We start from the raw sequence: 26,875 nt of genomic DNA, 5'->3' as shown, positions 1-26,875 counted from the left end.
ATTAAATCGCCAGGCAGGTGGATTGAATTTTTATCCAAAGGCACCGGTCGGAAACATTAAGCGGCTACCGCTATGCCCCAGCCCTTCCATAACGCAAGGACTTCGCCATGACCACGATACTCATCATCATCCTGATCCTGCTGCTGATCGGCGGCTTACCGGTTTTCCCTCACTCCCGCGCTTGGGGTTACGGCCCGTCCGGCATTATCGGGGTGGTACTGGTGGTCCTGTTGATCCTCTTGTTGCTTGGCAGGATATGAACCCGGTCTGGCATGAGGCTCATCCCTGAGTGAAACTGGCCAGATAGCGCTCCAGGTCTTGCATCACCGCATGCAAGGCCTGAGCATCTCGGCGCAGTCGTTCAAGATCCAAGGGCTCGCGGGCACAACTGCCTTCGAGCCGCTCGCAGGCGTTGATAAGGTCAACCGCGCGCAAGATGCGTGCGCCGCCCTTGACCCGGTGCGCCAAGACCGCCAGAGCCACTGGGTCCTCGGCTGAATCTGCCAGGCGGGTGAGATCATCACGGTTGCTGCGACGCAGGTCGGCGAGCACCGCCTCCAGCGCGCCCTGATCATTGTCCGCCAACTGTCGCAAATGCTCGAAATCGAACACCGCCTTGTCCGCGCACTGAGCCCCCAGACGCTTGCCCTGCTGCGCAACACTACCGCCCAGGGCGCCAATCAGCGCCTGCAAGCCTAGGGGTTTGAATAGGCAATCATCCATGCCTGCCGCACGGCATCGCCGTCGTTCGTCCGCCAACGCGCTGGCGGTGAGCCCGACCAACCGACACGCGGTCCGGCCCTTGCGTCGCTCATGCAGACGAATCGCCTTGGCCAAACCATAACCGTCGAGCCGCGGCATGCTGCAATCGCTGATGACGACATCGAAGTGCTCGTTCAACCACAGCCGTAGAGCCTGCGCTCCATCTTCGGCAACCCGCGCCTGATGCCCTAGGTAGTCGAGTTGCTGAGCCAACAGCAATCGATTCGCCGGATAATCGTCCACCACCAGCACGCGCAGCGGTACAGCATCCGAAGGGGCATCACTGCATGGCTCAACCACGGTCGCTGACGGATCCAGTGGGGGAATTGGCAGCTCCAGGTGAATTTGCGCCTGGGTGCCCCTGCCCAGCTCGCTGTTCAACTGCAAGTCACCGCCCATCATCTGGCACAAGCTGCGGCAGATGCCCAAGCCAAGCCCGGTACTGCAGCGCGGGGACTGGGACTGGTTGCTGGCCTGGCGAAAGGGCTGGCCCAGCTCGGCCAATTCGGCCTTGGCAATGCCGATACCGGTGTCCTCGACGATCAGGCGTACCACCAGGCGATCGCTGCGGGACTGAGCACAGACACTCACCTGTACCCGCCCCTGCGGGGTGAACTTGATCGCATTACTCAACAGGTTCGCCAACACCTGCCGAAAGCGCACCGGGTCAAGCAGCACCGGGCGGTCAACTTCTCCCTCAACAGTCAGATCGAGCCGCAATCCCTTGTCACGGGCCTGGTGGTCGAACCACTGGATAACCTGCGACACCTGTTGGCGCAGGCATGCCACTGCCGGCGTCAACTGCAACTCGCCCGCCTCGATACGGGTTACATCGAGGATATCGCCGATCAGCTCCTGGAGTCCCCGGGCAGCGTCAGCGGCCACCTCGATGGCCAAGTGATCGAGCACGCCCTGGCCCGCCTTGCGCTGGGCAAGTTCCAGCATGCCCAGAAGGGCATGCAACGGCGTACGGATTTCATGGCTCATGGCTGCCAGAAAATGCGTCTTGGCGTGGCTTGCTGCCTCGGCCCCTTGCTTGGCCCGCCGCAGCTGCACCTGCAGACGGCGTAGGTAGCGGATCCACAGCAGCGCCACCACCAATGCGACAAAAGCGCCGAGAAATCCCAGCAGCAGGTGAGGCCGGTACCGCTGCCAGGCACTGGCGGCAACGATCAGCGGACTGCGCCAGCGCCGGACCAAAGCATCGATTTCGCGTGGGGCAAGGTCGAGCATTGCCTTGTCAAGGATGCTCTGGAGATGAACCGTCCCCGGGCTGCTGGCGAACGCGAAATGCGCCGCTGGCAAGGCCAGACTGCTGATCCGCAGCCGCCCCGGGTACCAGCGCGCGACCAGCAAGCGGGCCTGGTCGAGGGGCAAAACGGCTGCCGCGACCCTCCCGGCGGCCACCGCGTGTACCGCCTCCAATGCGCCACTGACCGGTGACTGTACGACCCTCGGATACGCCTGGGCCAGCAACACCTGCGCCAAGCTGCCCTCCTCCAGTGCCAGCCGCCGCCCGTTCAGCTGGGCCAGCTCAGCTGGCCGGTCGGCGTGCCCCTGCATCACCAGTACATACGCAGAGCTCAGATAGCCTCGACTGAATCCCAGGCGCTCTCCACGCGCCGGGCTGTAGGGCAGGCCGGCAATCAGTTGTGCCTTTCCCATACGCACCTGCTCGACCATCTGTGCCGTAGTACCACCTGCTTCGACCTGAAACTCCAAGCCCGTTCGCCGACCAAGCAATTGCAACAGATCGAGGCTCAGCCCTTGCAGTTGCCCTTTACCATCGCGATAGCTCAGCGGCATCGCCTGTTCATTCACCAGGACCTTGATGCGTGGGTTTTCGGCTAGCCAGTGCCGCTCGGCATCGCTCAGCGGGATGCCTGGCGACCTGTGCACGGCAGCAGGTCGGGCGTGCCAACGCTCGTGAATATCCGCATGCTGATCACCAAGGCCGTCCAGTACCCGATCCACCAGGCCGATCAACGCCTTGTTGTCCCGGGCCATGGCAAAACCGACAGCCTGGCGGGCCAGGGCCGCATGGCCAATTTCCTCGGCACCGTTCCATTGGTTGCGGCCCAGGAGATAACGGCTTCCCAGCGTGCTGCCCAGATAAAGGTCGGCGTCACCCAAGGCGAGGGCCGCCAAGGCACTGAACGGCGAGGGATGAAGCTGGATTTCGGCCAAGGGGTACAACGCCTGAACCTGTTCACGCGGGCGGTATCCGTCGACCAGCGCCAACCTGAAGCTGGCGCCCCTGCTGACTCGTTCCCGCGCATGCTGCTGCGGGGCGACCAGCAAGGGGCGATCCTGAGCATAGGGCGCAGACAGATGCAAACCTGCCTCAAGCGCCTGCTGTGGGCTGACGGACCCGAGCAGGTCGATACTGCCTTGGCGCAGGGCAGCTGCCGCCTCGGCGAACGATGCAAACACCTGCAACTGCACTTCGAGGCGCAGTTGGCTCGCCAGCAGCCCGACGTAGTCGGCGGTGATGCCCTCGTAGGCCTGCCCTGTGGTAAGCATGTCGAACGGTGGATTGTCACGGGCGATCACGCCCAGGCGCAACTCGCGGTGCTCCCACAGCCAACGCAGTTCCTCGTTATCCAGGGCCGGCGGCGGCGTCTGTGGGGCGGGACGTGCATGCAATTGCACGGCCCCGCAAGTTGGCAGGTAGCTAAGCCCCCCCAGTATCCCTATCAGCAAGGCACGCAGGAACACGGGGACCGCGCTCAGATGAGCGCGTTGCGACGGGCGAAATCCGCCAGGTCGATCAACGAGCTGAGTCGCAGCTTTTCCAGCAGGCGAATCTTGTAGGTGCTGATGGTCTTGTTGCTCAGCAACATCGCCTCGCCGATGGCCTTGTTGCTATAGCCTCGCGCCAGGTGCTGGAGGACCATCAACTCGCGATCGGTCAAACTGGCGATGCACTGTGCCTCGGTTGCCTGCAGGTCGCGGCGGTTGACCGAGCTGAGCGCCACTTCGGGAAAGTAGCTGTAGCCTGACAGAACTGCGCGTACCGCTTTGCCGAGTTCATCGAGATCATCGGTTTTGGACACATACCCAACGGCCCCAGCTTGCATGCAGCGCAACGAGTAGGACTCGGCCAGTTGCGAGGTCAGCACCACTATACGGGTGAGCGTCCCCAGGGCCTTGATCCGGGCGATTACTTCCAGCCCGTCCAGGCCCGGCATGGCGATATCGAGAATCACCAGGTCCGGTGTCTGCTCACGGGCCAGGCGCACCGCGTCGATGCCATTGTCGGCCTGGCCGATGATCTCCAGGCGTTGCTGGCGCAGCAGCATACAGACAGTGCTGCGGATGAAAGGGTGGTCGTCGACCACAAGGGCTCTGTGCATAGCGTTTACCTCGCGCGCTACGTCAGCCGCTTAAAGCTCGGCGTCGAAGACAACGGTGACCTGGCCGGCATAATTACTGCCAGGGTGCTTGAGCATCGCTTGTACATCATTGCGTCCCACCTCGAAATGCAACTGGCCTGGTCGGTTCAGCGTTGGCATGGCGGCCTCGAACTGAAGCGCCGCGAAGCGGCCAGTAGGCAACTGCAGGCGTTCCACCGCCTGGCCCCGGTGCTGGATACCCGCAGGCAGACTCACGGCGACCTCCACGGCCACCTGTTCCCCTTCGTCACTGCTGATCGCGCAATGCGCGCCCATGTCGTGCTGGCAAAGCTTGTAGACCTTGAACGGGCCGGTGGACCACACCCTGAACGGCAGGTCGCGATAGATGCGCTGCGGCGCCTTGCCACCTGCCAACCAGGCCTGCCAGCCGTTCCTGGGCTCCAGCACAGCGCGATCAGAGCCGGGTGGAAACTCGAACATGAAGGCGTGCTGCACATCAAGTTCGAAATTGACGGTGAGGCTGTCACCACTCAGGTTGCTGACATCGTTACCAAAGTCGAAATCACCGCCCGGTCCGATGCGAAAGGTGGTGAAGCCCCGGTACTTGCCGGCCTTGAGCCGGTAAGGTGGCGGTATGTTCAGGTTGAAACCCACACTGAGTTCTTCCACGTCAGCCTGCATCACAGTGCCTGCGGGGGCATAGGTGCTACGCGACCAGCAAGCTCCAGGCGTCAGCGAATCACTGAGACGCCAAAGCACCCGAGCCCTGCCATCCCCCCAACCGCCGGACGCTCCACCACCGGAAACACATCCTCCGAGTATCCGGCTATAGGTTGGATTGCGATCGAGTCTTGCGCTCTTGGCAACCACGCTGAACAACGTCCACTCGAAGCTCATTCGTCGCGGCTCACCGGTTTCATCGTGGTAGACATCCACCTCACGCCGCCCGGGAAGCTGCAGGAAGAACTCGTCGCGCGGATCCGCCGCCTCCTGTACCGCTTTTTTCGTGAAGGTAATCGGCAAGTCGACCGTCGTGACCCCTCCGCACGTGGCAGGCCAGTACCTGCACACCCCACCCGGTGGGGTTGTGTTTTCGAAGCGACCTGATCCGCCACCCCGATACTGTGCGCTGATAGTCACTTCCAATGCGCTGGCCACTGGCATGACCCCGCACAGTACAATCGCCCAGCCCCAGCGCGCCCACCCTCGCTGTCTGGTGGAAGAAAAACGCACGATCATCCCTCCACCACCATTGCCTTGGCATTACCGCCCTCGATTAACTCGAGCTGATGCACCTTGCCGACCTGCCCATCGAACTGTCGGGTGCGACCCGGCAGGATGTGGTGTTTGGTGGCGGGCCCACATTTCTGCCCTGCGGCTTGGCACAGGCGAAAATGATCGAGCACGACCGTGGCATTACCCTGGTTCACGACCGTCAGTTGTCCGCCTGCGCGCCCTACGTGGGTCTGATAACGTGTCTCGGCAGGCCGGACGAACAACAGCGAGCCATATCCGGCCAGCAGATTGACCCCAGCCTTGAGGCTGTCACGGTACTTTTCAGCCTCCTGCTCATCCACCATGAAACCATCGCCCTGCTCCGGTAGCACCGGCACGAAGCGCAGACGGAAATAGCGCTCCTGCTCCCGTGAGCCACGGTAAAGCAGGCGTACCGCTTGCATGCCTTGGGCGGGTACGATCAGCCGCGCCGGGCTGGCGACCAAGCCGCGCTGCTCCAGTGGCAGCCCATCAGTGACAATTTCACGGGCAACGCCAGTTGCGTCATACACCAGTTCGGCGACGCTGACCTTGACGAACGCAGTGGTGTCGCCGCTGTTGCGTACCCGCTTGAGCAAGGTGCTCTTGTCACCGTCAATGTAGTCGTAAAGCGCGCCGACATTGAGCTCGGGGGCGGCACTGGCGACCAGGGGCAGCGTCAGCAGTGTCGAGGCCAGCAGGCGGAAAATATTCATGATGCGAACTCCGTGCGTCATTGACGGGAAAGTATTGATGGGGAGTGGCTCCGTGGCCATGGCCGAACCAGCGGGATCCTTCCCGCATGGCAACCTGAAACGTCCCAAACGGCAGTAGGCCTTTGCTCTGTGCAGGGCTATCACCTGAGATGCGTCTTACTGAACGGCTTAACCCTGCCCATTGCGTGCAACCGCTGCTTCGACCTGCGCCACCCCAGGCACACAACGTTGATCGCCAGCCAGCAGCACATCGTCCTCGCGCTCGAGGGTGTTGATGTCCAGGCTGAGCAGACACACCGCTCGCCCTTGTTGGCGAACCTCCAGGCTAGGGGTCGACTCGCTCATCTCGACCGCAAAGAAGCCATCGGTTTCGGTAACACTGCGGCTGGCGTGATTGATCACCTGGGCGCCGCGCATCGGCTTGCCATGCTCGTCAAACAGGCGCCCCAACACGGTAACGGTACGCAACACCCGCAGTTGACGGTATTCGATGCCGCCACGGTTGAGGTGATAGTCCAGGCTCGCGGGTTGGATGACGGCTGCGGTGCCCGCGCTGCCCTCGAAGTCGAACTGCACATGCCCGGCCTTGTAGGCTGCAACCGGGATCACGTTGCGCCCAGGCCGCAGGTTGGCGGAACCGCCATGGCGGTCGTCGGCGCGCAGCTTCAACCCGTCGATATCGGTCTCGACATCTACGATCAGCCCGGCCTGGTGCGGCAGGTACTGACCACTCATGGCCGCCTTGCCAGCTCCCACGGCCAACATGCTCTGCAGATTGAGGCCACCGTTGAAGTCGCCGCTGTAGGACGAACGCTGGATATAGGCGTCGCCGTGCACGACCTGGTTCTCGAACTGGGTGTCGCCGCCAAGCCCTGCGCCGTAGCGGTCCGCAGTGAGCGTAGCGCCGACGCTGCGCAGTGGGCCGATATCGACATCTTGCTGGTAGGCCAGCGAGGCGTTGAGGTCGCGACCACCGTCGCGCGAGGTGCGGCTGCCGACACTGGCGGACACACGCCGACCACTGCCGCCACCCAGACTCATGCTCAGGCTCAAGTTGACGCCGCGGCTGCGAGACTCGCCGGTGGCTGCCGTTCCTGGACGATCGAACAGCGACAACCGCCAGTTGGCATCGGAGCCCAGCAGCCGGCCATAGTACGACCACCCCAGGTCGAGACCGGTGCCGGCATTGGCGCCTTCAGCCTGCGACAGCCGCATGCTGACGGTATTGCGCGGATCGAGGCGATGGCTCAGCGACAGGGACGACTGCGTCTGGCGTGCCTGGAATGGCCGCGACGCTCCATCATCGAGGCGACGCCATTCAGGGCGCGCCAGCCAGGTTCGACTGTGGCTGGCAACAAACGAGCCACTGTCATAGGCATGGATCAGCTGGAAGTCGTAGCCGTTGCCCTGGCCTTGCGTCTGGAACAGGTTGGCGTAAAGCTTGAACCGCTCCCGCATGTCCCAGTCCAGCGAGGTGCCATACTGCAGGGCGTCATCGACGCGCTGCGCCGACAAGCCCAGGATCGCCCGCGGATGCAGCATGTAGTTGGCCAGCACGCCAGCGGCGAGGCTGTCGTCGTTGCCCCGCTCCCAGTTGCTCAACAACGTGCTCTGGCGCCCCAGGTACAGGTTGTAGCGCCAGGGCGCGTCGGTGCTGCGCCAGTTGCTGGGTTTGTAGATGAATTCCTGACTGCGCGAGGTTTCCTGGCCGTCTTCGACCAGGCGCACCTCGACTTCGTAGATGCCTCCGGGCAGCACTTTGGTGTCGAGGGCCTGCAAACCAGGCTGCACCGGTTGACTGTTGATCAGCACGCCATTGCGATAGACCTCGGCGACGGCTGGACGATTGGGGGTCACGTAGATCGGCGTGGCACTGGGTGCGCCAGTGTCGATAGTCAGGCTGTCGCTGCTGCCAAGCATCAGGCCAAGGGTGGTGTCAGCCCTGGAGCCCATCAACCGCGGCTGGCGGGTCAAACCCTGGGCGCTGGGAGTGAAGTATCCCAGCCGATAGAACTGGTTTTCCACCAGGCGCTCGGCATACAACTGGTCGACCCGATGGCGCGTGCCCTGGCGGCTGTCGCTGCCCCGGTCGAGCTGGCCGTCGGCCAAGGTGGTCCAGTTGCCCACGCTGCCCTGGCCCTGCAAGGCATAACGACCACTGGTGGCATGGCCGTCATTGACCAGGTTGAGCTGGTTGCGCAGCAGCAGCCCATAGCTGCCCTGCTCCGGCTGACGATGAAAACGTTCACTGACATCGGAGATCTCGGCCTGGTCGGTCAATAGCGACAGCTGCGAGTTCACCAGGCTGTAGTGCACCGCGCGCAGGCCGTCGGGGCAATCGGCGCGACAGTCCCCCAACGGACGGCCGTCAATCAGGCGCTCGCGCCAGCGGCGGCGCAGGCTTTCCGGTTCACGGCTGTCGAGGGTATCGGTGAACTCCAGCAGTTGCACGCGCTGATCGCGACTGAGCACCACCATGGCATCACCGAGGTAGCGCCCATCGAGGTCGACCCGGACTGCCAGCGGCACATCAAAAAAATGTGCTTCGAACTCGCGCGGCAGGCCATCGAGGGCACCAAGTGCATTGCCGGCGGCCTGGCTGGCGGGCGAATGGACGGCCAGCCAGGCCGGCAACAGCAACCAGCGGCCCATGGCCGCCAGGGTGGAATGATTGGTCATGAGGCGTCGCTTGCAGGCAATACCCACCCGCCCCTCGGCGGGAGCCGAGGGTCAGGGGGAACAACGGATGAACGAAGAGAGAGGACTCAGGGTGCGGCGGTTTCGAAGATCATGCTCACCAGGCCCTGGTAGTTGCCCGGCACATAACCACTAGCTGGCGCAGGCTGGGCCGCCACCTCGAAGCCAATGATCGCGCCCGGTGCCGCCTGGGTGGCGCTGACGACTTCGGCAGGGGTGGTCTGCAACACGGTGTCGCCGACCTTGACGTCGAGGCCGATGTTTTCGGTGCCACTGGCGATGACCGCCGGCGAAACCAGATAGGCGGTGATCGGGCCCACAGTGCTCTTGACCTGCAATTCCTTGCGGATCGGATCGAGCTTGGCCTGATACGAGTTCCAGGCCATTTCCTGCGGGTCGTTCATCCAGTTGCCGCCCACCGGTTCGACGAAGAAAGCGTCGGTCGGCACCTGGGCAGTCACCTGGACCTGCTTCTCGATCGGGTCCACCGCAAAAGCGGAGCCCGCGAAGAACATGGCCAGGGGAAGGGCGAGTAACGTACGTTTCACGAATCTGATCTCCTTGAAGTGGTCAATGCCTGCCGGCGCATGGCCAGCGGGTGAGGAGAAGTATTGGTGAATACGTCACGACGATGACTAAGACCGTTCCGAGCGAGCCTAAGAAATTTCCTAGCGGCAAGTCATGTCACAAGCCTGGAAGCACAATGCCCCGGCATTGGCCGGGGCATTGTGTGTTCCGCGCGAGGTATCAGTGCGAGACTGCGCCACTGGCCCCCAGGCCGGTCTGCGAACGGACGAACTGCGGGAAGAACAGTGCACGTTCGTTCTCGGCTGCCTTGGACTTGTCGGTGACCGAGAAGAACCAGATACCGGCGAAGGCGATGATCATGGAGAACAGCGCCGGGTACTCGTAGGGATAGATGGCTTTCTCATGACCGAGGATCTGCACCCAGATGGTCGGGCCGAGGATCATCAGGCCCACCGCGCTGACCAGGCCCATCCAGCCGCCGATCATGGCGCCGCGGGTGGTCAGTTTCTTCCAGTACATCGAAAGCAACAGCACCGGGAAGTTGCAGCTGGCGGCGATGGAGAAGGCCAGGCCGACCATGAAGGCGATGTTCTGCTTCTCGAAGAGGATGCCCAGGCCGATCGCCAGCACGCCCAGGGCGACGGTGGTTATCTTCGACACGCGGATCTCGTCCTTGTCGTTGGCCTTGCCCTTGCGCCAGACGCTGGCGTACAGGTCATGGGACACCGCCGAGGCACCAGCCAGGGTCAGGCCCGCGACCACCGCGAGGATGGTGGCGAAGGCCACTGCCGAGATGAAGCCGAGGAACACGCTGCCACCTACCGCGTCGGCCAGGTGTACCGCTGCCATGTTGTTGCCGCCGATCAGGGCGCCGGCGGCATCCTTGAAGTCGGGGTTGGTGCTGACCAGCAGGATCGCGCCGAAGCCGATGATGAAGGTCAGGATGTAGAAGTAACCGATGAAACCAGTGGCGTAGAGCACGCTCTTGCGGGCTTCCTTGGCGTCACTGACGGTGAAGAAGCGCATCAGGATGTGCGGCAGGCCGGCGGTGCCGAACATCAGCGCCAGGCCCAGCGAGAAGGCCGAGATCGGGTCCTTGACCAGACCACCCGGGCTCATGATCGCCTCGCCCTTGGCGTGTACCTTGATCGCTTCGGAGAACAGGGTGTTGAAGTCGAAGCCGACGTGCTTCATCACCATCAATGCCATGAAGCTGGCGCCGGACAGCAACAGCACCGCCTTGATGATCTGCACCCAGGTGGTGGCCAGCATGCCGCCGAACAGCACATACAGGCACATCAGGATACCGACCAGGATCACTGCGACATGGTAGTCCAGGCCAAACAGCAACTCGATCAGCTTGCCGGCACCGACCATCTGCGCGATCAGGTAGAACGCCACCACCACCAGCGAACCGGAAGCCGACAGGGTGCGGATTTCCTTTTGACCGAGACGATACGAGGCAACATCGGCGAAGGTGTACTTGCCCAGGTTGCGCAGGCGTTCGGCAATCAGGAAGAGGATGATCGGCCAGCCGACCAGGAAGCCAATGGAGTAGATCAGGCCATCGTAGCCCGAGGTGAACACCAGGGCGGAAATACCCAGGAACGAGGCTGCCGACATGTAGTCACCGGCGATTGCCAAGCCGTTCTGGAAACCGGTGATCTTGCCGCCGGCGGCATAATAGTCCGCCGCGGACTTGTTGCGCTTGGAGGCCCAGTAGGTAATACCCAGGGTGAAAGCGACGAAGGCCACGAACATGGCGATGGCAGCGACGTTCAGCGGTTGTTTCTGCACCTCACCGGTCAAGGCATCGGCGGCCCACACGGCGGGTGCGAAGGCACCGCAGGCCAGGACGGCCAGGGTTTTGGCGTGTCGGATCATTGCTTGGCCTCCTCGAGGATCGCCTTGTTCAACTCGTCGAATTCGCCGTTGGCGCGGCGGACATAGAGCGCGGTGAGCACGAATGCCGAGAGGATCAGCCCGACACCGAGGGGGATGCCCCAGGTGATCGACGAGCCGGCGCTGAGCTTGGCACCCAGCACATGCGGGCCATAAGCGATGAGGAGGATGAAGGCGCAATAGAGACCGAGCATGATCGCCGAGAGAATCCAGGCGAAACGCTCGCGCTTGGTGACCAGTTCCTTGAAGCGCGGACTGTTCTGTATCGATTGGTAAATGCTGTCGTTCATTGTTTTTGTCCTAGCAGCACAGATTAGGGAGAACCCGACTCCACTTTATTCTGCCGATGGACGCCAACCAGACGACCTTAGTCTTAGATGCAACGGTGTTTTGCAAAATTTGCAACAACCGCAAACGCATCGCGGGCAAGCCCGCCCCCACGATGCTTGTGGGAGCGGGCTTGCCCGCGATTCTTCCAGCGCTTACTTGCCGGTCCACTCCTTGACCCGCTCCGGATGCTTGGCCACCCAGTCCTTGGCTGCCGCCTCGGGCTTGGCGCCTTCCTGGATCGCCAGCATCACCTCACCGATCTCATCCTTGGACTGCCACTGGAACTTCTTGAGGAACTCGGCAACTTCCGGAGCCTTGCTCGCCAATTCCTTGCTGCCGATGCTGTTGACCGTCTCAGCGGCGCCATACACGCCTTTTGGATCCTCGAGGAACTTCAGCTTCCATTTGGCGAACCTCCAATGCGGTACCCAGCCGGTCACGGCGATGGATTGTTGTTTAGCGTAGGAGCGGCCCAGCTCCGCAGTCATCGCCGCGCCGGAGCTGGCGGTCAGCTTGTACCCGGTCAAGCCGTAGTCCTTGATGGCCTGATCGGTCTTGAGCATGACCCCGGAGCCGGCATCGATCCCGACGATCTTCTGTTTGAAGCTCTGATCGGTCTTGAGATCTTCGATACTGTTGGCCTTGACGTACTCGGGGACGATCAGGCCGATCTTGGCGTCCTTGAAGTTGGGGCCGTAATCGACCACGTTGTCCTTGTTCTTGGTCCAGTACTCGCCGTGGGTCACCGGCAGCCAGGCCGAGAGCATGGCATCGAGCTTGCCGGTGGCCACGCCCTGCCACATGATGCCGGTGGCAACGGCCTGCAGCTTCACGTCATAGCCGAGTTTCTGCCTGATCACTTCGGCGGCCACGTTGGTGGTGGCGACGCTGTCGGACCAGCCATCCACGTAACCGATGCTGACTTCCTTGGCCATTGCCTGCGCAGTACTCATGGCCAAAACCAGGGCGGTACTCACGCCCAGGAAACGTCGCATTCTTGTAATAGTCGCCATCAAAGCATCCCTCGTCAGGTCTTGGAGATTGCATCATCGACCTGCCTGCGCCTGCGACCTGCTCTGGCAGCGACGTTCAGCGAGCGATCAGCGACAGCACTGTGCCATTAGCGTCACCCAGTCAGGGCAGCCTGCGCGATCCTTGCATGCCAAATGCTTGGCGCCGGGCTACTATCACGGGTCCCAGGGGCCGCGCAGTAGCCCCAGCTCCCGAATACGACGATGGACCGCCCGATGTTGCGCACGCTCTACCTGTTCGCCAGCCTGCTCGCCTTCCTCTTTCTCGCCGCCCTCTGGTATGGGCTCGGCAGGCCCGTGCACCTGCCCGATGCCGCTAGCCCGACGCACAAGCTGCAGTGCGCCTCTTACACCCCCTTCGACAAGGACCAGTCGCCCTTCGACCAGCCGTTGCGCCTGCGCCCGGCGCGCATGGATGCCGACCTGGCGTTGCTCAGCGAGCGTTTCCAGTGCATCCGTACCTACTCGATGACCGGCCTCGAGGCGATCCCGGCGCTGGCGCGCAAGCACGGGCTGAAAGTGATGCTCGGCGCCTGGGTCAACGCCAACCCGCTGGACACCGACAAGGAAGTAGAGTTGCTGATCGCCGCGGCCAACGCCAACCCCGACGTGGTCAGCGCGGTGATCGTCGGCAACGAGGCGCTGCTACGCAAGGAAATCACCGGCGAGCGCCTGGCCGGCCTGATCGCCAAGGTCAAAAGCCAGGTCAGCGTGCCAGTGACCTATGCCGATGTCTGGGAGTTCTGGCTGCAGCATCCCCAGATCGCACCGGCGGTGGATTTCCTGACCATCCACCTGCTGCCCTACTGGGAGGACGAGCCCCGCGGCATCGATGCGGCGCTGGCCCATGTCGCCGAGGTGCGCCAGGTATTCGGCAACCGCTTTGCGCCCAAGGACATCCTGATCGGTGAAACCGGCTGGCCCAGCGAGGGCCGCCAGCGCGAAACCGCCGAGCCGAGCCGGGTCAACGAGGCCCGCTTCATCCGCGGCTTCGTCGCCCTGGCCGAAGCCAACGGCTGGCGCTACAACCTGATCGAAGCCTTCGACCAGCCGTGGAAGCGCGCCAGCGAAGGCGCCGTGGGCGGCTACTGGGGGCTGTACGACGCCGACCGCCAGGACAAGGGCGTGCTCGAAGGGCCGGTGAGCAACCTGGCACTGTGGCCACACTGGTTGCTGGCCAGCGTGGCCCTGATGCTGGCGGTCCTTGCCCTGGCCGGGCGTCCAGCCGACCAGCGCGCCACCTTGCTGCTACCGTTGCTCGTGGCCCTGGGCGCCGGCTGCCTGGGGTTGTGGGGGGAGCTGGTTCGCACCAATGCCCGCTTTGCCGGCGAGTGGTTATGGGCATTCGCCCTGGCCGGGCTGAACCTGCTGGTGCTGGCCCACGGCGCACTGGCGCTGGCCCGGCGTGATGGCTGGCGCCAGCGGCTGTTCGCCTGGCTCGAGGCGCACGCAGGCTTATGGTTGCTGGCGGCAGGGTTCGCGGGGGCGGTGAGCATGCTGGCGATGGTATTCGACCCCCGCTATCGCAGCTTTCCCAGCGCTGCGTTGCTGCTGCCGTCGCTGGTCTATCTGTTGCGACCAGTCCCGGCGCGGCGAGCCGAGGTGGCCCTGCTCGCCTTCATCGTGGGTGCCGGGGTGGCGCCACAGTTGTTCCGCGAAGGGCTGCAGAACCCGCAGGCGTGGGGGTGGGCGGTGGTCAGCGTATTGATGGTCGGGGCGTTGTGGCGCAGCCTGAGGTTGCGCCCGGCGTGAAACCCAGCGCGAGGACTTCGTCCTCGATTCGCCGGCAAGCCGGCTCCCAAAGATAAGCGTGTCAGACCTTGTGGGAGCCGGCTTACCGGCGAGGGCCGCCCAGCGGCCGCGCATTTACCGCACCAGCCGCAACCCCGCCAGCACCAACGCAAACACCGCGATGCTCGCGGTATACAGCACCAGTGCCGGCCCCCCAAACACCAACGCCAGCACCGCCAGCCACCAGCCGCCCCGCCCCGGCCACAACTGGCAGACCAACGCCAGGCCCAGTGCCGCCCAGGCCATTACCTGAAAGTGGATTGCCAACCCGAGCAATGATCGCGCCTGGCATTGCCAGGTATCCCCTGACGCACTGCACAACCCGACCCACCGGGCATCCTCCATCAACCCATAACGCACGCCATAGCTGGCCGCCAGCCACAGGCCCAGGCACGCCAGCAGGACATAGAGTGGCCACGTACGAGACATCCGGTTCTCCAACAGCGGTAATGGAAACGCTGCATGATCCCCCAGCGCAGTGCTGAAAGGCAAAATCATGGCCTAGCAGCTATGTTGCACAAGACAAACGTTGGCTGGCGCGGCAACATCTGGTGCGACGAACGACAGGGCGACGGGCAACTTTGTACAGTCTGCAGTGGTCCTAGCCTGCGTAATGCACGACCTTGCGTTTTCCTTGGGGGACTACATGCTTCGATCTTTGCGCCTCGCCGCCCTGCTCGGCGGCCTGCTCATGGCTGCGGCCGCCTCGGCGCGGGATGTCGATGCCGCGAGCTACGGTTACCCGTTGACCAACCCGTTCGAGGCGACCATCGCCACCACGCCGCCGGAAAAGCGCCCGACGCTGCCCAGCGACGATGACATCGACCAGGCCGACTACAGCCTCACCCTGCGCCCGGAACGCGAGTTCACCCTGCCCGACAACTTCTGGTCAGTGAAGAAGCTGCGCTACCGCCTGGCCAGGCAAGATCACGAAGCGCCGCTGATCTTCCTGATCGCCGGCACCGGCGCGCCCTACTCCAGCAGCATCAACGAATACCTGAAGAAGCTGTTCTACCAGGCCGGCTACCATGTGGTGCAGCTGTCCTCGCCCACCAGTTGGGACTTCATGAGCGCCGCCTCGCGCTTCGCTACCCCTGGGGTGTCGAGCGAAGATGCCAAGGACTTGTACCGGGTCATGCAGGCGGTGCGCGCCCAGCAGGCACGCCTGCCGGTCAGCGAGTATTACCTGACCGGCTACAGCCTGGGTGCATTGGACGCGGCGTTCGTCAGCAAGCTCGACGAAACCCGCCAAAGCTTCAAGTTCAAGCGTGTGCTGCTGCTCAACCCGCCGGTCAACCTTTACACCTCGATCACCAACCTGGACAAGCTGGTGCAGACCCGGGTCAAGGGCATCGACCGCAGCACCACTTTCTATGAACTGATGCTGGAAAAGCTCACCCGCTACTTCCAGGACAAGGGCTATATCGACCTCAATGATGCGTTGCTCTACGACTTCCAGAAGTCGCGGGAGCACCTGTCCAACGAGCAGATGGCCATGCTCATCGGCACCTCGTTCCGCTTCTCGGCCGCCGACATCGCCTTTACCTCCGACCTGATCAACCGTCGCGGGCTGATCATTCCGCCTAAATTCCCGATCACCGAGGGCAGCAGCCTGGAACCCTTCTTCAAACGGGCCCTGCAGTGCGACTTCGACTGCTACCTGACCGAGCAGGTGATCCCGATGTGGCGCGCGCGCACCGACGGCAACAGCTTGCTGCAACTGATCGACCAGGTGAGCCTGTACGCCTTGGAGGACTATCTGCGTGACAACCCGAAGATCGCCGTGATGCATAACGCCGACGATGTGATTCTCGGCCCAGGCGATATCGGCTTCCTGCGCCGGGTATTCGGCGAACGCCTGACGCTCTACCCCCATGGCGGCCATTGCGGCAACCTCAACTACCGCGTCAACAGCGACGCCATGCTGGAGTTCTTCCGTGGTTAACAGACTGCTGCTCGTCACCGCCCTGCTCGCCAGCGGCTGCGCCCTGGCCGAGGAAGTCGCGCCACGTGCCAGCGTGGTCGAGGCCGACAAGACCGAAACCCTCACCGTGGAATCGGACGGTTTCGTCGACCCGCTGCGCGAACTGAAATTCAATCCCGGCCTGGACCAGCGCGAATTCGAACGCTCGACCCTGGCCGCGCTGAACATCTATGACCCGCTGGAGTCGCTGAACCGGCGCATCTACCACTTCAACTACCGCTTCGACCAATGGGTGTTCCTGCCGGTGGTCGACGGCTACCGCTACATCACCCCCAGCTTCGTGCGCACCGGGGTGAGCAACTTCTTCAACAACCTGGGTGATGTGCCCAACCTTTTCAACAGTGTGCTACAGCTCAAGCCTCAGCGTTCGGCACAGATCACCGCCCGATTGATGTTCAACACCATCATCGGGGTCGGCGGCTTGTGGGACCCGGCGACCAAGATGGGCCTGCCTCGGCAGAGCGAGGACTTCGGCCAGACCCTGGGCTTCTACGGGGTGCCGGACGGACCGTACCTGATGCTGCCGATCTTCGGGCCGTCGAACCTGCGCGACACCACCGGGCTGGTGGTGGATTACGTGGGGGAGAAGGAAATCAACTACCTGAACGTGCCCGAGACCGCCAGCGACCACCCGGAACTGACCGTCCTGCGGGCGGTGGACAAGCGCTACACCACCAACTTCCGCTACGGGCAGACCAACTCGCCGTTCGAGTACGAGAAGCTGCGATACGTGTATACCCAGTCGCGCAAGTTGCAGATCGCCGAATAGTAAGCATGGGGCCGCTACGCGGCCCTTTCGCGGCGGGTCGTCGCCACGACGAGCCAGGGAAAGGCCATTACAGCGGCCCTCATATCCCCAGGAACTGGCACAGCTCCCGCTTCTTGGCCAAGGCATCCTTGCGCCCCAACTCGATCAGTTCGCTGCAATAGCTCGCCTCGAACAGCAGGTAGCTCAACACCCCTGCCCCGCTGGTCTTGGTCGCCCCCGGCCCGCGCAGGAACAGCCTCAGCGCCGCCGGTAGCTCGCGGCGGTGACGGGCGGCAATCTCGTCCAGCGGTTGGCTGGGCGCCACCACCAGCACCTCGATCGACGCCAACCCCAGGCGCCGGGCGTCCAGGTGCGCCGGCAGCAGATGGCTGAGATGGTTGAGCCGCTGCAGCAACTCGATATCGTCCTCGAGGCTGTCGATGAAGGTACTGTTGAGCATATGCCCGCCGATTTGCGCCAGGCTCGGTTGCTGGCCACTGAACACGCGCTGGGTCGGCAAGGGGGGCGACGGTCGCTGGGGGTTGCCGCTGACGCCGACCACCAGTACGCGACTGGCCCCCAGATGCAGCGCCGGGCTGATCGGCGCTGACTGGCGCACGGCGCCATCACCGAAATATTCCTCACCCAGGCGTACTGGCGCGAACAGCAGCGGGATGGCCGAACTGGCCAGCAGATGGTCGATGGTCAACGGCGTGGGTATGCCGATGCGGCGATGTCGTAGCCAGGGTTCGATGGTGTGGCGGCCCTGGTAGAACGTCACCGCCTGGCCGGACTCGTAACCGAACGCGGTCACGGCAATGGCGCGCAACTGATTGGCCGCCAGGGAGTGGGCGATGCCGTCCAGGTCCAGATGCTCGTGCAGCAGACCGCGCAGTGGGCGGCTGTCGAGCAGCGCCACCGGGACCTGGCCGCCAAGGCCCAGCAGGCTGTGGCCGACGAAGCGACTGGCCTGGCGGATCACCCCTGGCCAGTCGCTACGCAACACCAGGTGGCTGCGAAAGTTCTGCCAGAAGGCCGTCAGATGCTGTACCGACTCGGCGAAGCGGGTGGCGCCACTGGCCAGCTTGACCGCGTTGATAGCACCGGCGGAGGTGCCGACGATCACCGGGAAAGGATTGGCGGCGCCCGGCGGCAGCAGCTCGGCGATGCCGGCCAGCACGCCGACCTGGTAGGCGGCGCGGGCACCGCCGCCTGAGAGGATCAGGCCGGTGGTTGAGGTCATGCATCCTTCCTGGAGTCAGTGGTTGCCAGTACCGGCCTTATCGCGGGGCAAGCCCGCTCCCTAACGCTTTTTCTTGTCGTACAGCCGTGGTTCGCCTTCAGGCCGCGATTTGAAGCGCCGATGCGCCCAAAGGTACTGCTCCGGGCACTCGCGCAGCACACCCTCGACCCACTGGTTGATGCGCAGGCAATCGTCCTCCTCGGTTTGACCGGGGAAGTCCTCGAGCGGCGGATGCACCACCAGACGATAGCCGCTGCCATCTTCCAGGCGTTTCTGGGTGAATGGAATCACCCGCGCCTTGCCCAGCCGGGCGAACTTGGTGGTGGCGGTGACGGTGGCCGCAGGGATACCGAACAACGGCACGAAGATACTCTGCTTGATGCCGTAGTCCTGGTCCGGCGCGTACCAGATCGCACGGCCCTTGCGCAGCAGCTTGAGCATGCCGCGCACATCGTCGCGCTCCACCGCCAGCGAGTCGGCGTTGTGACGCTCGCGGCCGCGGCGCTGGATGAAGTCGAACAGCGGGTTGCCATGTTCACGGTACATGCCGTCGATGGTATGGACCTGGCCCAACAAAGCGGCGCCGATTTCCAGGGTGGTGAAGTGTACGGCCATAAGGATGGCCCCTTCACCTTCACGCTGGGCGGCCTGCAGGTGCTCGATACCTTCGATGTGAGCCAGGCGCGCCAGCCGGGCCTTCGGCCACCACCAGCTCATGGCCATCTCGAAGAAAGCGATGCCAGTGGAAGCGAAATTTTCCTTGAGCAGGCGCTGCCGTTCGTCGCCGGACAGCGCCGGGAAGCACAGTTCCAGGTTGCGCGCGGCGATGCGTCGGCGCTCACCCGCCAGCCGGTACATCACCGCGCCCAGGGCGCGCCCCAGCGCCAACAAGGCCCGGTACGGCAGCTGGGCGACCAGCCAAAGCAGGCCCAGGCCCAGCCACAGCCCCCAGAATCGCGGGTGAAGGAAAGAGGATCGAAAACGCGGGCGTTCCATTGAAGCTTCCGGCAAGACATGAGCCCGGCATTCTACATCGGTTGCGGGCAAACGGTCTTATCGCTATAAGTCAGGGCACTTTTTTCGCAACAAGCCGTCTATGCAGACCATGAGCACCAACCAGACACCCGACAACGCCCCCGTGTTCCAGCTCAAGGGCAGCATGCTTGCCATCACCGTACTGGAACTGGCGCGCAACGACCTCGAGTCCCTCGACCGCCAACTGGCGGCGAAGGTCGCGCAGGCGCCGAACTTCTTCAGCAACACGCCGCTGGTCCTGGCCCTGGACAAGCTGCCCCATGACGAAGGCGCCATCGACCTGCCCGGGCTGATGCGCGTGTGCCGTCACCATGGCCTGCGCACCCTGGCGATCCGCGCCAGCCGCATCGAGGACATCGCCGCCGCCATCGCCATCGACCTGCCGGTGCTGCCGCCGTCCGGGGCCCGCGAACGTCCGCTCGAGCCGGAACCCGAGGTGAAGAAGCCCGAGCCAGTCCCAGCGCCTCCACCTGCGCCGGCCGAACCCGAAGTGCGCCCGACGCGGATCATCACCTCGACGGTGCGCGGCGGCCAGCAGATCTACGCCCAGGGCGGCGACCTGGTGGTGACCGGCTCGGTCAGCCCCGGCGCGGAACTTCTCGCCGATGGCAACATCCATGTGTACGGCGCCATGCGCGGTCGCGCCCTGGCCGGTATCAAGGGCAATACCAAGGCACGCATCTTCTGCTTGCAGATGACTGCGGAAATGGTCTCCATCGCCGGCCAGTACAAAGTGTGCGAAGACCTGCGCCGCGATCCGTTATGGGGTTCGGGGGTGCAGGTCAGCCTGTCCGGCGACGTGTTGAACATCACCCGTCTTTAACGGATACTTGCCGGCATTTTTAGCGCAACTTTTTTCACGTTGCCGTTTTTCGTATTTGCAGGGACCCACGTCCCGTTTATTTAGGGGTGAAACACCTTGGCCAAGATTCTCGTCGTCACTTCCGGCAAGGGGGGTGTGGGCAAGACCACCACCAGCGCCGCCATCGGTACCGGCCTCGCACTGCGCGGGCATAAGACGGTCATCGTCGACTTCGACGTCGGCCTGCGTAACCTCGACCTGATCATGGGCTGCGAACGCCGCGTGGTGTACGACTTCGTCAACGTGGTCAACGGCGAAGCCAACCTGCAGCAGGCCCTGATCAAGGACAAGCGCCTGGAAAACCTGTTCGTGCTGGCCGCCAGCCAGACCCGCGACAAGGACGCCCTGACCAAGGAAGGCGTCGAAAAGGTACTGATGGAGCTCAAGGACCAGTTCGACTTCGTGGTCTGCGACTCGCCGGCCGGTATCGAGAAAGGTGCGCACCTGGCGATGTACTTCGCCGACGAAGCCATCGTCGTGACCAACCCCGAGGTTTCGTCGGTACGTGACTCCGATCGCATGATCGGCCTGCTGTCGAGCAAGTCGCGCCGCGCCGAACAGGGTGAAGACCCGATCAAGGAACACCTGCTGATCACCCGCTACCACCCCGAGCGCGTCGAAAAAGGCGAAATGCTTGGCGTCGAGGACGTCAAGGAAATCCTCTCGGTCGAACTGCTGGGTGTCATCCCCGAATCCCAAGCCGTGCTGAAAGCCTCCAACCAGGGCATCCCGGTCATCCTCGATGACCAGAGCGATGCAGGCCAGGCGTACAGCGACACCGTCGACCGCCTGCTGGGCAAGCCCAAGCCACTGCGGTTCATCGAAGTGCCGAAGCAAGGATTCTTCGCGCGCCTGTTTGGAGGCAAATAAACCATGAACCTTTTTGACTTCTTTCGTGGCAGACAGAAACAGAGCAGCGCGTCGGTAGCGAAAGAGCGTCTACAGATCATCGTGGCGCACGAGCGTGGCCAGCGCAGCACCCCGGACTACCTGCCTGCCTTGCAGAAGGAGCTGGTGGAGGTGATCCGCAAGTACGTCAACATCGGCAACGACGACGTACAGATTGAACTGGAAAACCAGGGCAGCTGCTCGATTCTGGAACTGAACATCACCCTGCCTGATCGCTGATCGCGCAGCTGGGTGTAATCATTGGGGCTGCTTTGCAGTCTATCGCCGGCAAGCCGACTCCCACAGACAACGCGGGACCCTGTGGGAGCCGGCTTGCCGGCGATGGGCCGCAAGGCGGCCCCAGTGCTTTCCGCCATTTCACCGAGACCTAGCAATGCCGCTGTCGAACATCCAGATCCTTCACGAAGACGCCGCCGTCCTGGTGATCAACAAGCCGACCCTGCTGTTGTCGGTGCCGGGTCGCGCCGAGGACAACAAGGACTGCCTGATCACCCGCCTGCAGGAAAACGGCTACCCGGAAGCCCTGATCGTCCACCGCCTGGACTGGGAAACCTCGGGGATCATCCTGCTCGCCCGCGACGCCGACAGCCATCGTGAACTGTCACGCCAGTTCCACGACCGCGAGACCGAAAAGGCCTATACCGCGCTGTGCTGGGGCCAGCCCGCGCTCGACAGCGGCAGCATCGACCTGCCCCTGCGTTACGACCCGCCGACCAAGCCGCGCCACGTGGTCGACCATGAGCAGGGCAAGCATGCCCTGACCTTCTGGCGCATCGTCGAGCGCTGCGGCGATCACTGCCGGGTCGAGCTGACGCCGATCACCGGGCGCTCGCACCAGCTGCGCGTGCACATGATGTCGATCGGCCACCCGCTGCTCGGCGACCGGCTGTACGCCAACCCCGAGGCGCTGGCGGCCCATGAGCGGCTGTGCCTGCATGCCTCGATGCTGAGCTTTACCCATCCGGTGTCCGGCGAACGCCTGAAATTCGAGTGTCCGGCGCCGTTCTGAGACTCGGGCCCGATCGCGGGGCAAGCCCGCTCCAACGCCTCGCGATAGGGCTGACACAATTTTTCGAGCATTTACGCTAAACTCGCGCCACTGCTGTCTGGAGTGACTTATGCGCGATGCCCTGAACGCCGGCCTGATCGAATTCCTCAAGGCCTCCCCGACGCCCTTCCACGCCACCGCCAGCCTCGCGCAACGCCTCGAGGCCGCCGGCTACCAGCGCCTGGACGAACGCGACAGCTGGGCCACCGTGCCTGGCGGCCGCTACTACGTGACCCGTAACGATTCCTCGATCATCGCCATCAAGCTCGGCAAGCATTCGCCGCTGATCGGCGGTATCCGCATGGTCGGCGCCCACACCGACAGCCCATGCCTGCGGGTCAAGCCGCAGCCCGAACTGCAGCGCCAGGGCTTCCTGCAACTGGGCGTCGAAGTCTATGGCGGCGCCCTGCTCGCCCCTTGGTTCGACCGCGACCTGTCGCTGGCCGGCCGGGTCACTTTCCGCCGTGACGGCAAGGTGGAAAGCCAGCTGATCGATTTCAAGCTGCCGATCGCGGTGATCCCCAACCTGGCGATCCACCTCAACCGCACCGCCAACGAAGGCTGGCAGATCAACCCGCAGACCGAACTGCCACCGATCCTGGCGCAGGTCGCCGGCGACGAGCGCGTCGACTTCCGCGCCCTGCTCACCGAGCAGCTAGCCCGCGAACACGACCTCAACGCCGACGTGGTGCTGGATTACGAGCTGAGCTTCTACGACACCCAGGACGCCGCGTTGATCGGCCTGAACGGCGACTTTATCGCCGCCGCCCGCCTGGACAACCTGCTGTCGTGCTACGCCGGCTTGCAGGCGCTGCTGAACGCCGAAGGCGACGAGACCTGCGTACTGGTGTGCAACGACCACGAGGAAGTCGGCTCCTGCTCGGCCTGCGGCGCTGATGGCCCGATGCTCGAGCAGACCCTGCAACGCCTGCTGCCCGATGGCGACGACTATGTGCGCACCATCCAGCGCTCGCTGATGGTCTCGGCCGACAATGCCCACGGCGTGCACCCCAACTACGCCGACAAACACGACGGCAACCACGGCCCCAAGCTCAACGCAGGCCCGGTAATCAAGGTCAACAACAACCAGCGCTACGCCACCAACAGCGAAACCGCCGGGTTCTTCCGCCACCTGTGCATGGCCGAGGAAGTCCCGGTGCAGAGCTTCGTGGTGCGCAGCGACATGGGCTGCGGCTCGACCATCGGCCCGATCACCGCCAGCCACCTGGGCGTGCGCACGGTGGATATCGGCCTGCCGACCTTCGCCATGCACTCGATCCGCGAACTGTGCGGCAGCCATGACCTGGCCCACCTGGTGAAGGTGCTCGGCGCCTTCTACCGCAGCCGCGAACTGCCCTGACGGCCAACCCGCTCCCACGCGGACCTGTGGGAGCGGCTTGCCCCGCGATCGGATCAGCACCTGCCCCCGGTCAATCCGCCTCGCTTGCAAAGCGCTATGCTTGATACATGGCCCCCAAAACAGAAGGATGCTGTCCATGTCATCGCCGTTCCTGTCCCTGTTCGTGCCGGTGTTCCTGTTCCTGATGCTGCTGACCATCGGTTTCAGCCTGCGCGAACGCAATGTCGGCGTGCTGATGATGTGGATCGGCACCCTCGGCATTTTCGGCCTCACCTGCTGGAAGATCCTCGAGAAACTGCCGTCGTAAACCTCTACACTCGGGCAAACGTTTGACCTGAGGTAGATTTCCCGGTGCCAGCCCTCCTGCGTTGCATCACGCTGCTGTTCCTGTTGCTCGTCACGCCAGCGCACGCCGCCGGCCTGCCAGGCCTGCTCGGCTCCAGCACGCCCGCCCAGCCCGAAGCCAGCGAGCCCTTGGGCAAGTCCCTGGACGAGGTGATCAAGAACCTGGAAAACGACCAGCAACGCGCCAAGCTGCTGGCCGACCTGAAAAAGCTGCGCGACGCCACCCGGCAATCGCAACCCACCGTCGAACAGGGGGTGCTCGGCCTGATCGGCGGTGCCCTGCACGACTTCGAGAAACAGTTCAGCGGCGATGCCAGCCCGTTCAAGCGCTGGTCCCTGGAAATCGACCAAGCCCAGGACGAACTGGCCGCACTGGTGGTGCCGGTGCATCAATGGCCGGCGATCCTGTTTGGCTTCGCCGGGGTCATCCTGGTCTGGGGCCTGCTGGCCTATGCCTTCAACTGGATCGGCCACCGTGTGCGCCTGCGTTTCGGCCTGACCGAAGACCTGCCGCAACACCCGCGGACCTGGGACCTGGTGCGCTTTGCCCTGCGCAAGCTGGGGCCCTGGCTGGTGGCGCTGGTGTTCACCGTGTACCTGAGCTTCGCCCTGCCCTCCTCGCTGGGCAAGTCGATGGCCATGGTGCTGGCCTACGCGCTGGTGGTCGGCACCCTGTTCTCGGCCATCTGCGTAATTGCCTTCTCGCTGCTCGACGGCCCGCATCGCCACCGCGCCCTGCATATCCTGCGACACCAGGCGTTCCGCCCGCTGTGGCTGATCGGCAGCTTCGCCGCGTTCGGCGAGGCGATGAGCGACCCACGCCTGACCACCGCGCTGGGCAGCCACCTGGCCCATGCCCTGGCCACCTTGGCCAATGTGGTCGCAGCTCTGTGCACGGGGCTGTTCATCCTGCGCTTCCGCCGCCCGATCGCCCACCTGATCCGCAACCAGCCCCTGTCCCGGCGACTGACCCGGCGCACCCTGAGCGACACCATCGAACTGCTCGGCAGCTTCTGGTACCTCCCGGCGCTGATCCTGGTAGCGATCTCGCTGTTCGCCACCTTCGTCTCCGCCGGCGACACCAGCACCGCCCTGCGCCAGTCGCTGATGTGCACGGTGCTGGTGGTGGTGTGCATGGTGCTCAATGGCCTGGTCCGTCGCCACGCGGCAAAGCCCAGGCGCGCCAACAAGCGCCAGGCGGTCTATACCGAACGCCTGCGCAACTTCGGCTATGTGCTGGTGCACCTGTTCATCTGGCTGCTGTTCATCGAACTGGGCCTGCGCGTCTGGGGCCACTCGATGATCAGTTTCGCCGAGGGTGACGGCCATGAAGTCAGCCTGCGCCTGCTGGGCCTGGCCGGTACGCTGATAGTCGCCTGGCTGGTGTGGATCCTCGCCGACACCGCCGTGCACCATGCCCTGGTGCATTCGCGGCGCGGGCTGGCCAACGCCCGTGCGCAGACCATGATGCCGCTGATCCGCAACGTGATGTTCGTGGTGATCGTCATCATCGCGGTGATCGTCGCCCTGGCCAACATGGGCGTGAACGTCACCCCACTGCTGGCCGGTGCCGGTGTCATCGGCCTGGCCATCGGTTTCGGCGCCCAGTCGCTGGTGGCCGACCTGATCACCGGCCTGTTCATCATCATCGAGGACTCCCTGGCCATCGACGACTACGTGGATGTCGGCGGCCACCTGGGCACGGTCGAGGGCCTGACCATCCGCACCGTGCGCCTGCGCGACATCGACGGCATCGTGCACACCATCCCGTTCAGCGAGATCAAGAGCATCAAGAACTACTCGCGCGAATTCGGCTACGCGATCTTCCGCGTGGCCATCCCGCACAGCATGAACATCGACCAGGCCATCACCCTGATCCGCGAGGTCGGGCAGAAACTGCGCAACGACCCGCTGATGCGCCGCAACATCTGGTCGCCGCTGGAGTTGCAGGGGGTAGAGAGCTTCGAGTCGGGCTCGGCGATCCTGCGGGCGCGGTTCAAGACCGCGCCGATCAAGCAGTGGGAGGTGTCGCGGGCGTTCAACCTGGCGTTGAAGCGCCAGCTCGATGAAGCGGGGTTGGATCTGGCGACGCCACGGCTGTCGGTGCAGGTGGTGACGGCTGGCGGAGGGGCAATGGCTCAGAGCAACGTTTCCAGCTAGATCGCATCGCGGGGCAAGTCGCATCGGCGCACCGCGATGTTCACCCTACCCAGCCTCGGCGCGAATGCGGATCGCATCGTGACGCCAGTATTCCAGGTCGCAGTCGATCAGGTGCCCATGCTGGTCGCTGTTGACCCGGGTGATATGCAACCCGGGGCTGCCAGCCGACACCTTCAAGGCAGCCGCCGCCTCGGCCGGCAACGCCGTCGGCAGGATTTCAAAGCACACCTGCCCATAGTGAATGGCGTATTCCCGCGCGTAGATCTCGGTCAGCGACCGCGCCAGGTCCAGCTCGAGGATCCCCGGGAAGTAACGCGGGTTGAGATAGTGCTCGGCATACAGCACCGCTCGCCCATCGATCCGGCGCAAACGGCAGATCCTCACCACGCTGGACAACGCCGGCAGGCGCAGGCGCGCACAGATCGACGCAGAGGCCGGCTGCAGGCGCGCAGACAGTAACTCAGTGCTCGGCACCCGCCCCTGGTCGCGCACCATCGCATGGAAATGGCTGCGCTCGATCAGGTCGTAGGTCAGCCGCTCGGGCGCGACGAACCAGCCACGGCGCTCCTCGCGGTAGATCAGGCCCATGGCCTCGAGCTGCACCAGCGCCTCGCGCAGGGTGATACGCGTGGTGTCGAACACCTCGCTGAGCCTGCGCTCGGCCGGCAGCTTGCCGCCGGGTGCCAGCAGGCCGTGTTCGATCTGCTCCTGCAGCGCATGGCAGATAGCTGTTACCGCGCGCGGTGGCGTCGCTTGCATCAAAGGTTACCTATCTGGACTAGTCCAGCTCCGAAACGGGGCAGTTGGAGCGTAG

At 63.8% G+C, this 26,875-nt stretch carries 24 protein-coding genes; 11 read left to right on the top strand and 13 right to left on the bottom strand.

What is annotated here, in order from left to right:
* Positions 1–107: 107 nt before the first annotated feature.
* A complete protein-coding gene (locus C3F42_RS24860) occupies positions 108–260 on the top strand; it encodes a DUF3309 family protein (RefSeq protein ID WP_023630061.1) in 153 nt (50 codons plus the stop codon).
* 19 nt (positions 261–279) lie between these two features.
* Here C3F42_RS24860 and C3F42_RS24855 read toward each other — a convergent pair whose 3' ends face one another.
* The 9 genes from C3F42_RS24855 to C3F42_RS24815 all read right to left on the bottom strand — a co-directional run bounded on the left by C3F42_RS24855 (position 280) and on the right by C3F42_RS24815 (position 12,558).
* Positions 280–3,408 (bottom strand): transporter substrate-binding domain-containing protein, encoded by a 3,129-nt coding sequence (locus C3F42_RS24855; protein ID WP_158659590.1) that lies wholly within the window; start codon positions 3,406–3,408, stop codon positions 280–282.
* 83 nt (positions 3,409–3,491) lie between these two features.
* Positions 3,492–4,118, bottom strand: coding sequence for a response regulator transcription factor (locus C3F42_RS24850; RefSeq protein ID WP_023630062.1), 627 nt, complete (start codon positions 4,116–4,118; stop codon positions 3,492–3,494).
* 30 nt (positions 4,119–4,148) lie between these two features.
* Positions 4,149–5,141 carry a hypothetical protein gene (locus C3F42_RS29660; RefSeq protein ID WP_256586231.1) on the bottom strand — a complete coding sequence of 331 codons (993 nt, stop codon included), beginning with the start codon at positions 5,139–5,141 and terminating at the stop codon, positions 4,149–4,151.
* Between the two features lie 212 nt (positions 5,142–5,353).
* Entirely contained in the window at positions 5,354–6,088 is a 735-nt protein-coding gene (locus tag C3F42_RS24840) for a pilus assembly protein (RefSeq protein WP_094011840.1), read from the bottom strand.
* A gap of 168 nt (positions 6,089–6,256) precedes the next feature.
* Positions 6,257–8,767, bottom strand: coding sequence for a CS1-pili formation C-terminal domain-containing protein (locus tag C3F42_RS24835; protein ID WP_104445033.1), 2,511 nt, complete (start codon positions 8,765–8,767; stop codon positions 6,257–6,259).
* A gap of 86 nt (positions 8,768–8,853) precedes the next feature.
* Complete coding sequence (locus tag C3F42_RS24830) at positions 8,854–9,333, bottom strand: CS1 type fimbrial major subunit (RefSeq protein ID WP_023629971.1); 480 nt, start codon at positions 9,331–9,333, stop codon at positions 8,854–8,856.
* Between the two features lie 199 nt (positions 9,334–9,532).
* Positions 9,533–11,197, bottom strand: coding sequence for a cation acetate symporter (locus C3F42_RS24825; RefSeq protein ID WP_038706600.1), 1,665 nt, complete (start codon positions 11,195–11,197; stop codon positions 9,533–9,535).
* Positions 11,194–11,505, bottom strand: coding sequence for a DUF485 domain-containing protein (locus tag C3F42_RS24820; protein ID WP_023629970.1), 312 nt, complete (start codon positions 11,503–11,505; stop codon positions 11,194–11,196). Before C3F42_RS24820 ends, C3F42_RS24825 begins: the two co-directional genes overlap by 4 nt.
* Positions 11,506–11,697: 192 nt before the next feature.
* Entirely contained in the window at positions 11,698–12,558 is an 861-nt protein-coding gene (locus C3F42_RS24815) for a glycine betaine ABC transporter substrate-binding protein (RefSeq protein WP_104445032.1), read from the bottom strand.
* 222 nt (positions 12,559–12,780) lie between these two features.
* Between C3F42_RS24815 and C3F42_RS24810 the strand changes: the two genes are divergently transcribed.
* On the top strand, positions 12,781–14,328 hold the full coding sequence (locus tag C3F42_RS24810) for a beta (1-6) glucans synthase (protein ID WP_094011837.1): 1,548 nt from the start codon (positions 12,781–12,783) through the stop codon (positions 14,326–14,328).
* A 114-nt stretch (positions 14,329–14,442) separates the two neighbouring features.
* On the opposite strand, the gene C3F42_RS24805 is transcribed toward C3F42_RS24810, so the two are convergent.
* Complete coding sequence (locus C3F42_RS24805) at positions 14,443–14,796, bottom strand: hypothetical protein (protein ID WP_094011836.1); 354 nt, start codon at positions 14,794–14,796, stop codon at positions 14,443–14,445.
* Positions 14,797–15,013: 217 nt separating this feature from the next.
* On the opposite strand from C3F42_RS24805, the gene C3F42_RS24800 reads away from it, so the two are divergent.
* Together C3F42_RS24800 and C3F42_RS24795 are read left to right on the top strand one after the other, a co-directional pair.
* Complete coding sequence (locus C3F42_RS24800) at positions 15,014–16,312, top strand: serine/threonine protein kinase (protein WP_031315201.1); 1,299 nt, start codon at positions 15,014–15,016, stop codon at positions 16,310–16,312.
* Positions 16,305–17,120 (top strand): VacJ family lipoprotein, encoded by an 816-nt coding sequence (locus C3F42_RS24795; protein WP_023630784.1) that lies wholly within the window; start codon positions 16,305–16,307, stop codon positions 17,118–17,120. The genes C3F42_RS24800 and C3F42_RS24795 overlap by 8 nt, the downstream gene beginning before the upstream one ends.
* 79 nt (positions 17,121–17,199) lie before the next feature.
* Here the strand turns inward: C3F42_RS24795 and C3F42_RS24790 are convergent, their stop codons facing one another.
* Positions 17,200–18,342, bottom strand: a complete 1,143-nt coding sequence (locus C3F42_RS24790; RefSeq protein WP_094011834.1) for a patatin-like phospholipase family protein — start codon at positions 18,340–18,342, stop codon at positions 17,200–17,202.
* A 60-nt stretch (positions 18,343–18,402) separates the two neighbouring features.
* Positions 18,403–19,338, bottom strand: coding sequence for a lipid A biosynthesis lauroyl acyltransferase (locus tag C3F42_RS24785; protein ID WP_104445031.1), 936 nt, complete (start codon positions 19,336–19,338; stop codon positions 18,403–18,405).
* Positions 19,339–19,438: 100 nt separating this feature from the next.
* On the opposite strand from C3F42_RS24785, the gene minC reads away from it, so the two are divergent.
* The 7 genes from minC to C3F42_RS24755 all read left to right on the top strand — a co-directional run bounded on the left by minC (position 19,439) and on the right by C3F42_RS24755 (position 26,061).
* Positions 19,439–20,200 (top strand): septum site-determining protein MinC, encoded by a 762-nt coding sequence (gene minC / locus C3F42_RS24780; protein WP_038706605.1) that lies wholly within the window; start codon positions 19,439–19,441, stop codon positions 20,198–20,200.
* Positions 20,201–20,296: 96 nt separating this feature from the next.
* On the top strand, positions 20,297–21,109 hold the full coding sequence (minD, locus tag C3F42_RS24775) for a septum site-determining protein MinD (RefSeq protein ID WP_023631119.1): 813 nt from the start codon (positions 20,297–20,299) through the stop codon (positions 21,107–21,109).
* 3 nt (positions 21,110–21,112) lie between these two features.
* A complete protein-coding gene (minE, locus tag C3F42_RS24770; RefSeq protein ID WP_023631120.1) occupies positions 21,113–21,367 on the top strand; it encodes a cell division topological specificity factor MinE in 255 nt (84 codons plus the stop codon).
* A gap of 154 nt (positions 21,368–21,521) precedes the next feature.
* The gene (locus C3F42_RS24765; protein ID WP_038706606.1) at positions 21,522–22,157 is read left to right on the top strand and encodes an RluA family pseudouridine synthase; all 636 of its coding nucleotides are present in this window, start codon (positions 21,522–21,524) and stop codon (positions 22,155–22,157) included.
* A 109-nt stretch (positions 22,158–22,266) separates the two neighbouring features.
* A complete protein-coding gene (locus C3F42_RS24760; protein ID WP_023631594.1) occupies positions 22,267–23,556 on the top strand; it encodes a M18 family aminopeptidase in 1,290 nt (429 codons plus the stop codon).
* 136 nt (positions 23,557–23,692) lie between these two features.
* Positions 23,693–23,863 carry a hypothetical protein gene (locus C3F42_RS29655; protein ID WP_167388396.1) on the top strand — a complete coding sequence of 57 codons (171 nt, stop codon included), beginning with the start codon at positions 23,693–23,695 and terminating at the stop codon, positions 23,861–23,863.
* A gap of 44 nt (positions 23,864–23,907) precedes the next feature.
* Positions 23,908–26,061, top strand: a complete 2,154-nt coding sequence (locus tag C3F42_RS24755; RefSeq protein ID WP_104445030.1) for a mechanosensitive ion channel family protein — start codon at positions 23,908–23,910, stop codon at positions 26,059–26,061.
* A 45-nt stretch (positions 26,062–26,106) separates the two neighbouring features.
* Here C3F42_RS24755 and C3F42_RS24750 read toward each other — a convergent pair whose 3' ends face one another.
* The gene (locus C3F42_RS24750; RefSeq protein WP_023631597.1) at positions 26,107–26,820 is read right to left on the bottom strand and encodes a UTRA domain-containing protein; all 714 of its coding nucleotides are present in this window, start codon (positions 26,818–26,820) and stop codon (positions 26,107–26,109) included.
* Positions 26,821–26,875 lie beyond the last annotated feature (55 nt).

It is taken from the genome of Pseudomonas sp. PONIH3, from assembly GCF_002934345.1.
In the GTDB taxonomy this organism is placed as follows: Bacteria; Pseudomonadota; Gammaproteobacteria; order Pseudomonadales; family Pseudomonadaceae; genus Aquipseudomonas; species Aquipseudomonas soli.
The sequence above is the reverse complement of the archived record's forward strand: the minus strand, read 5'-3'. Positions and strand labels throughout refer to the sequence as shown.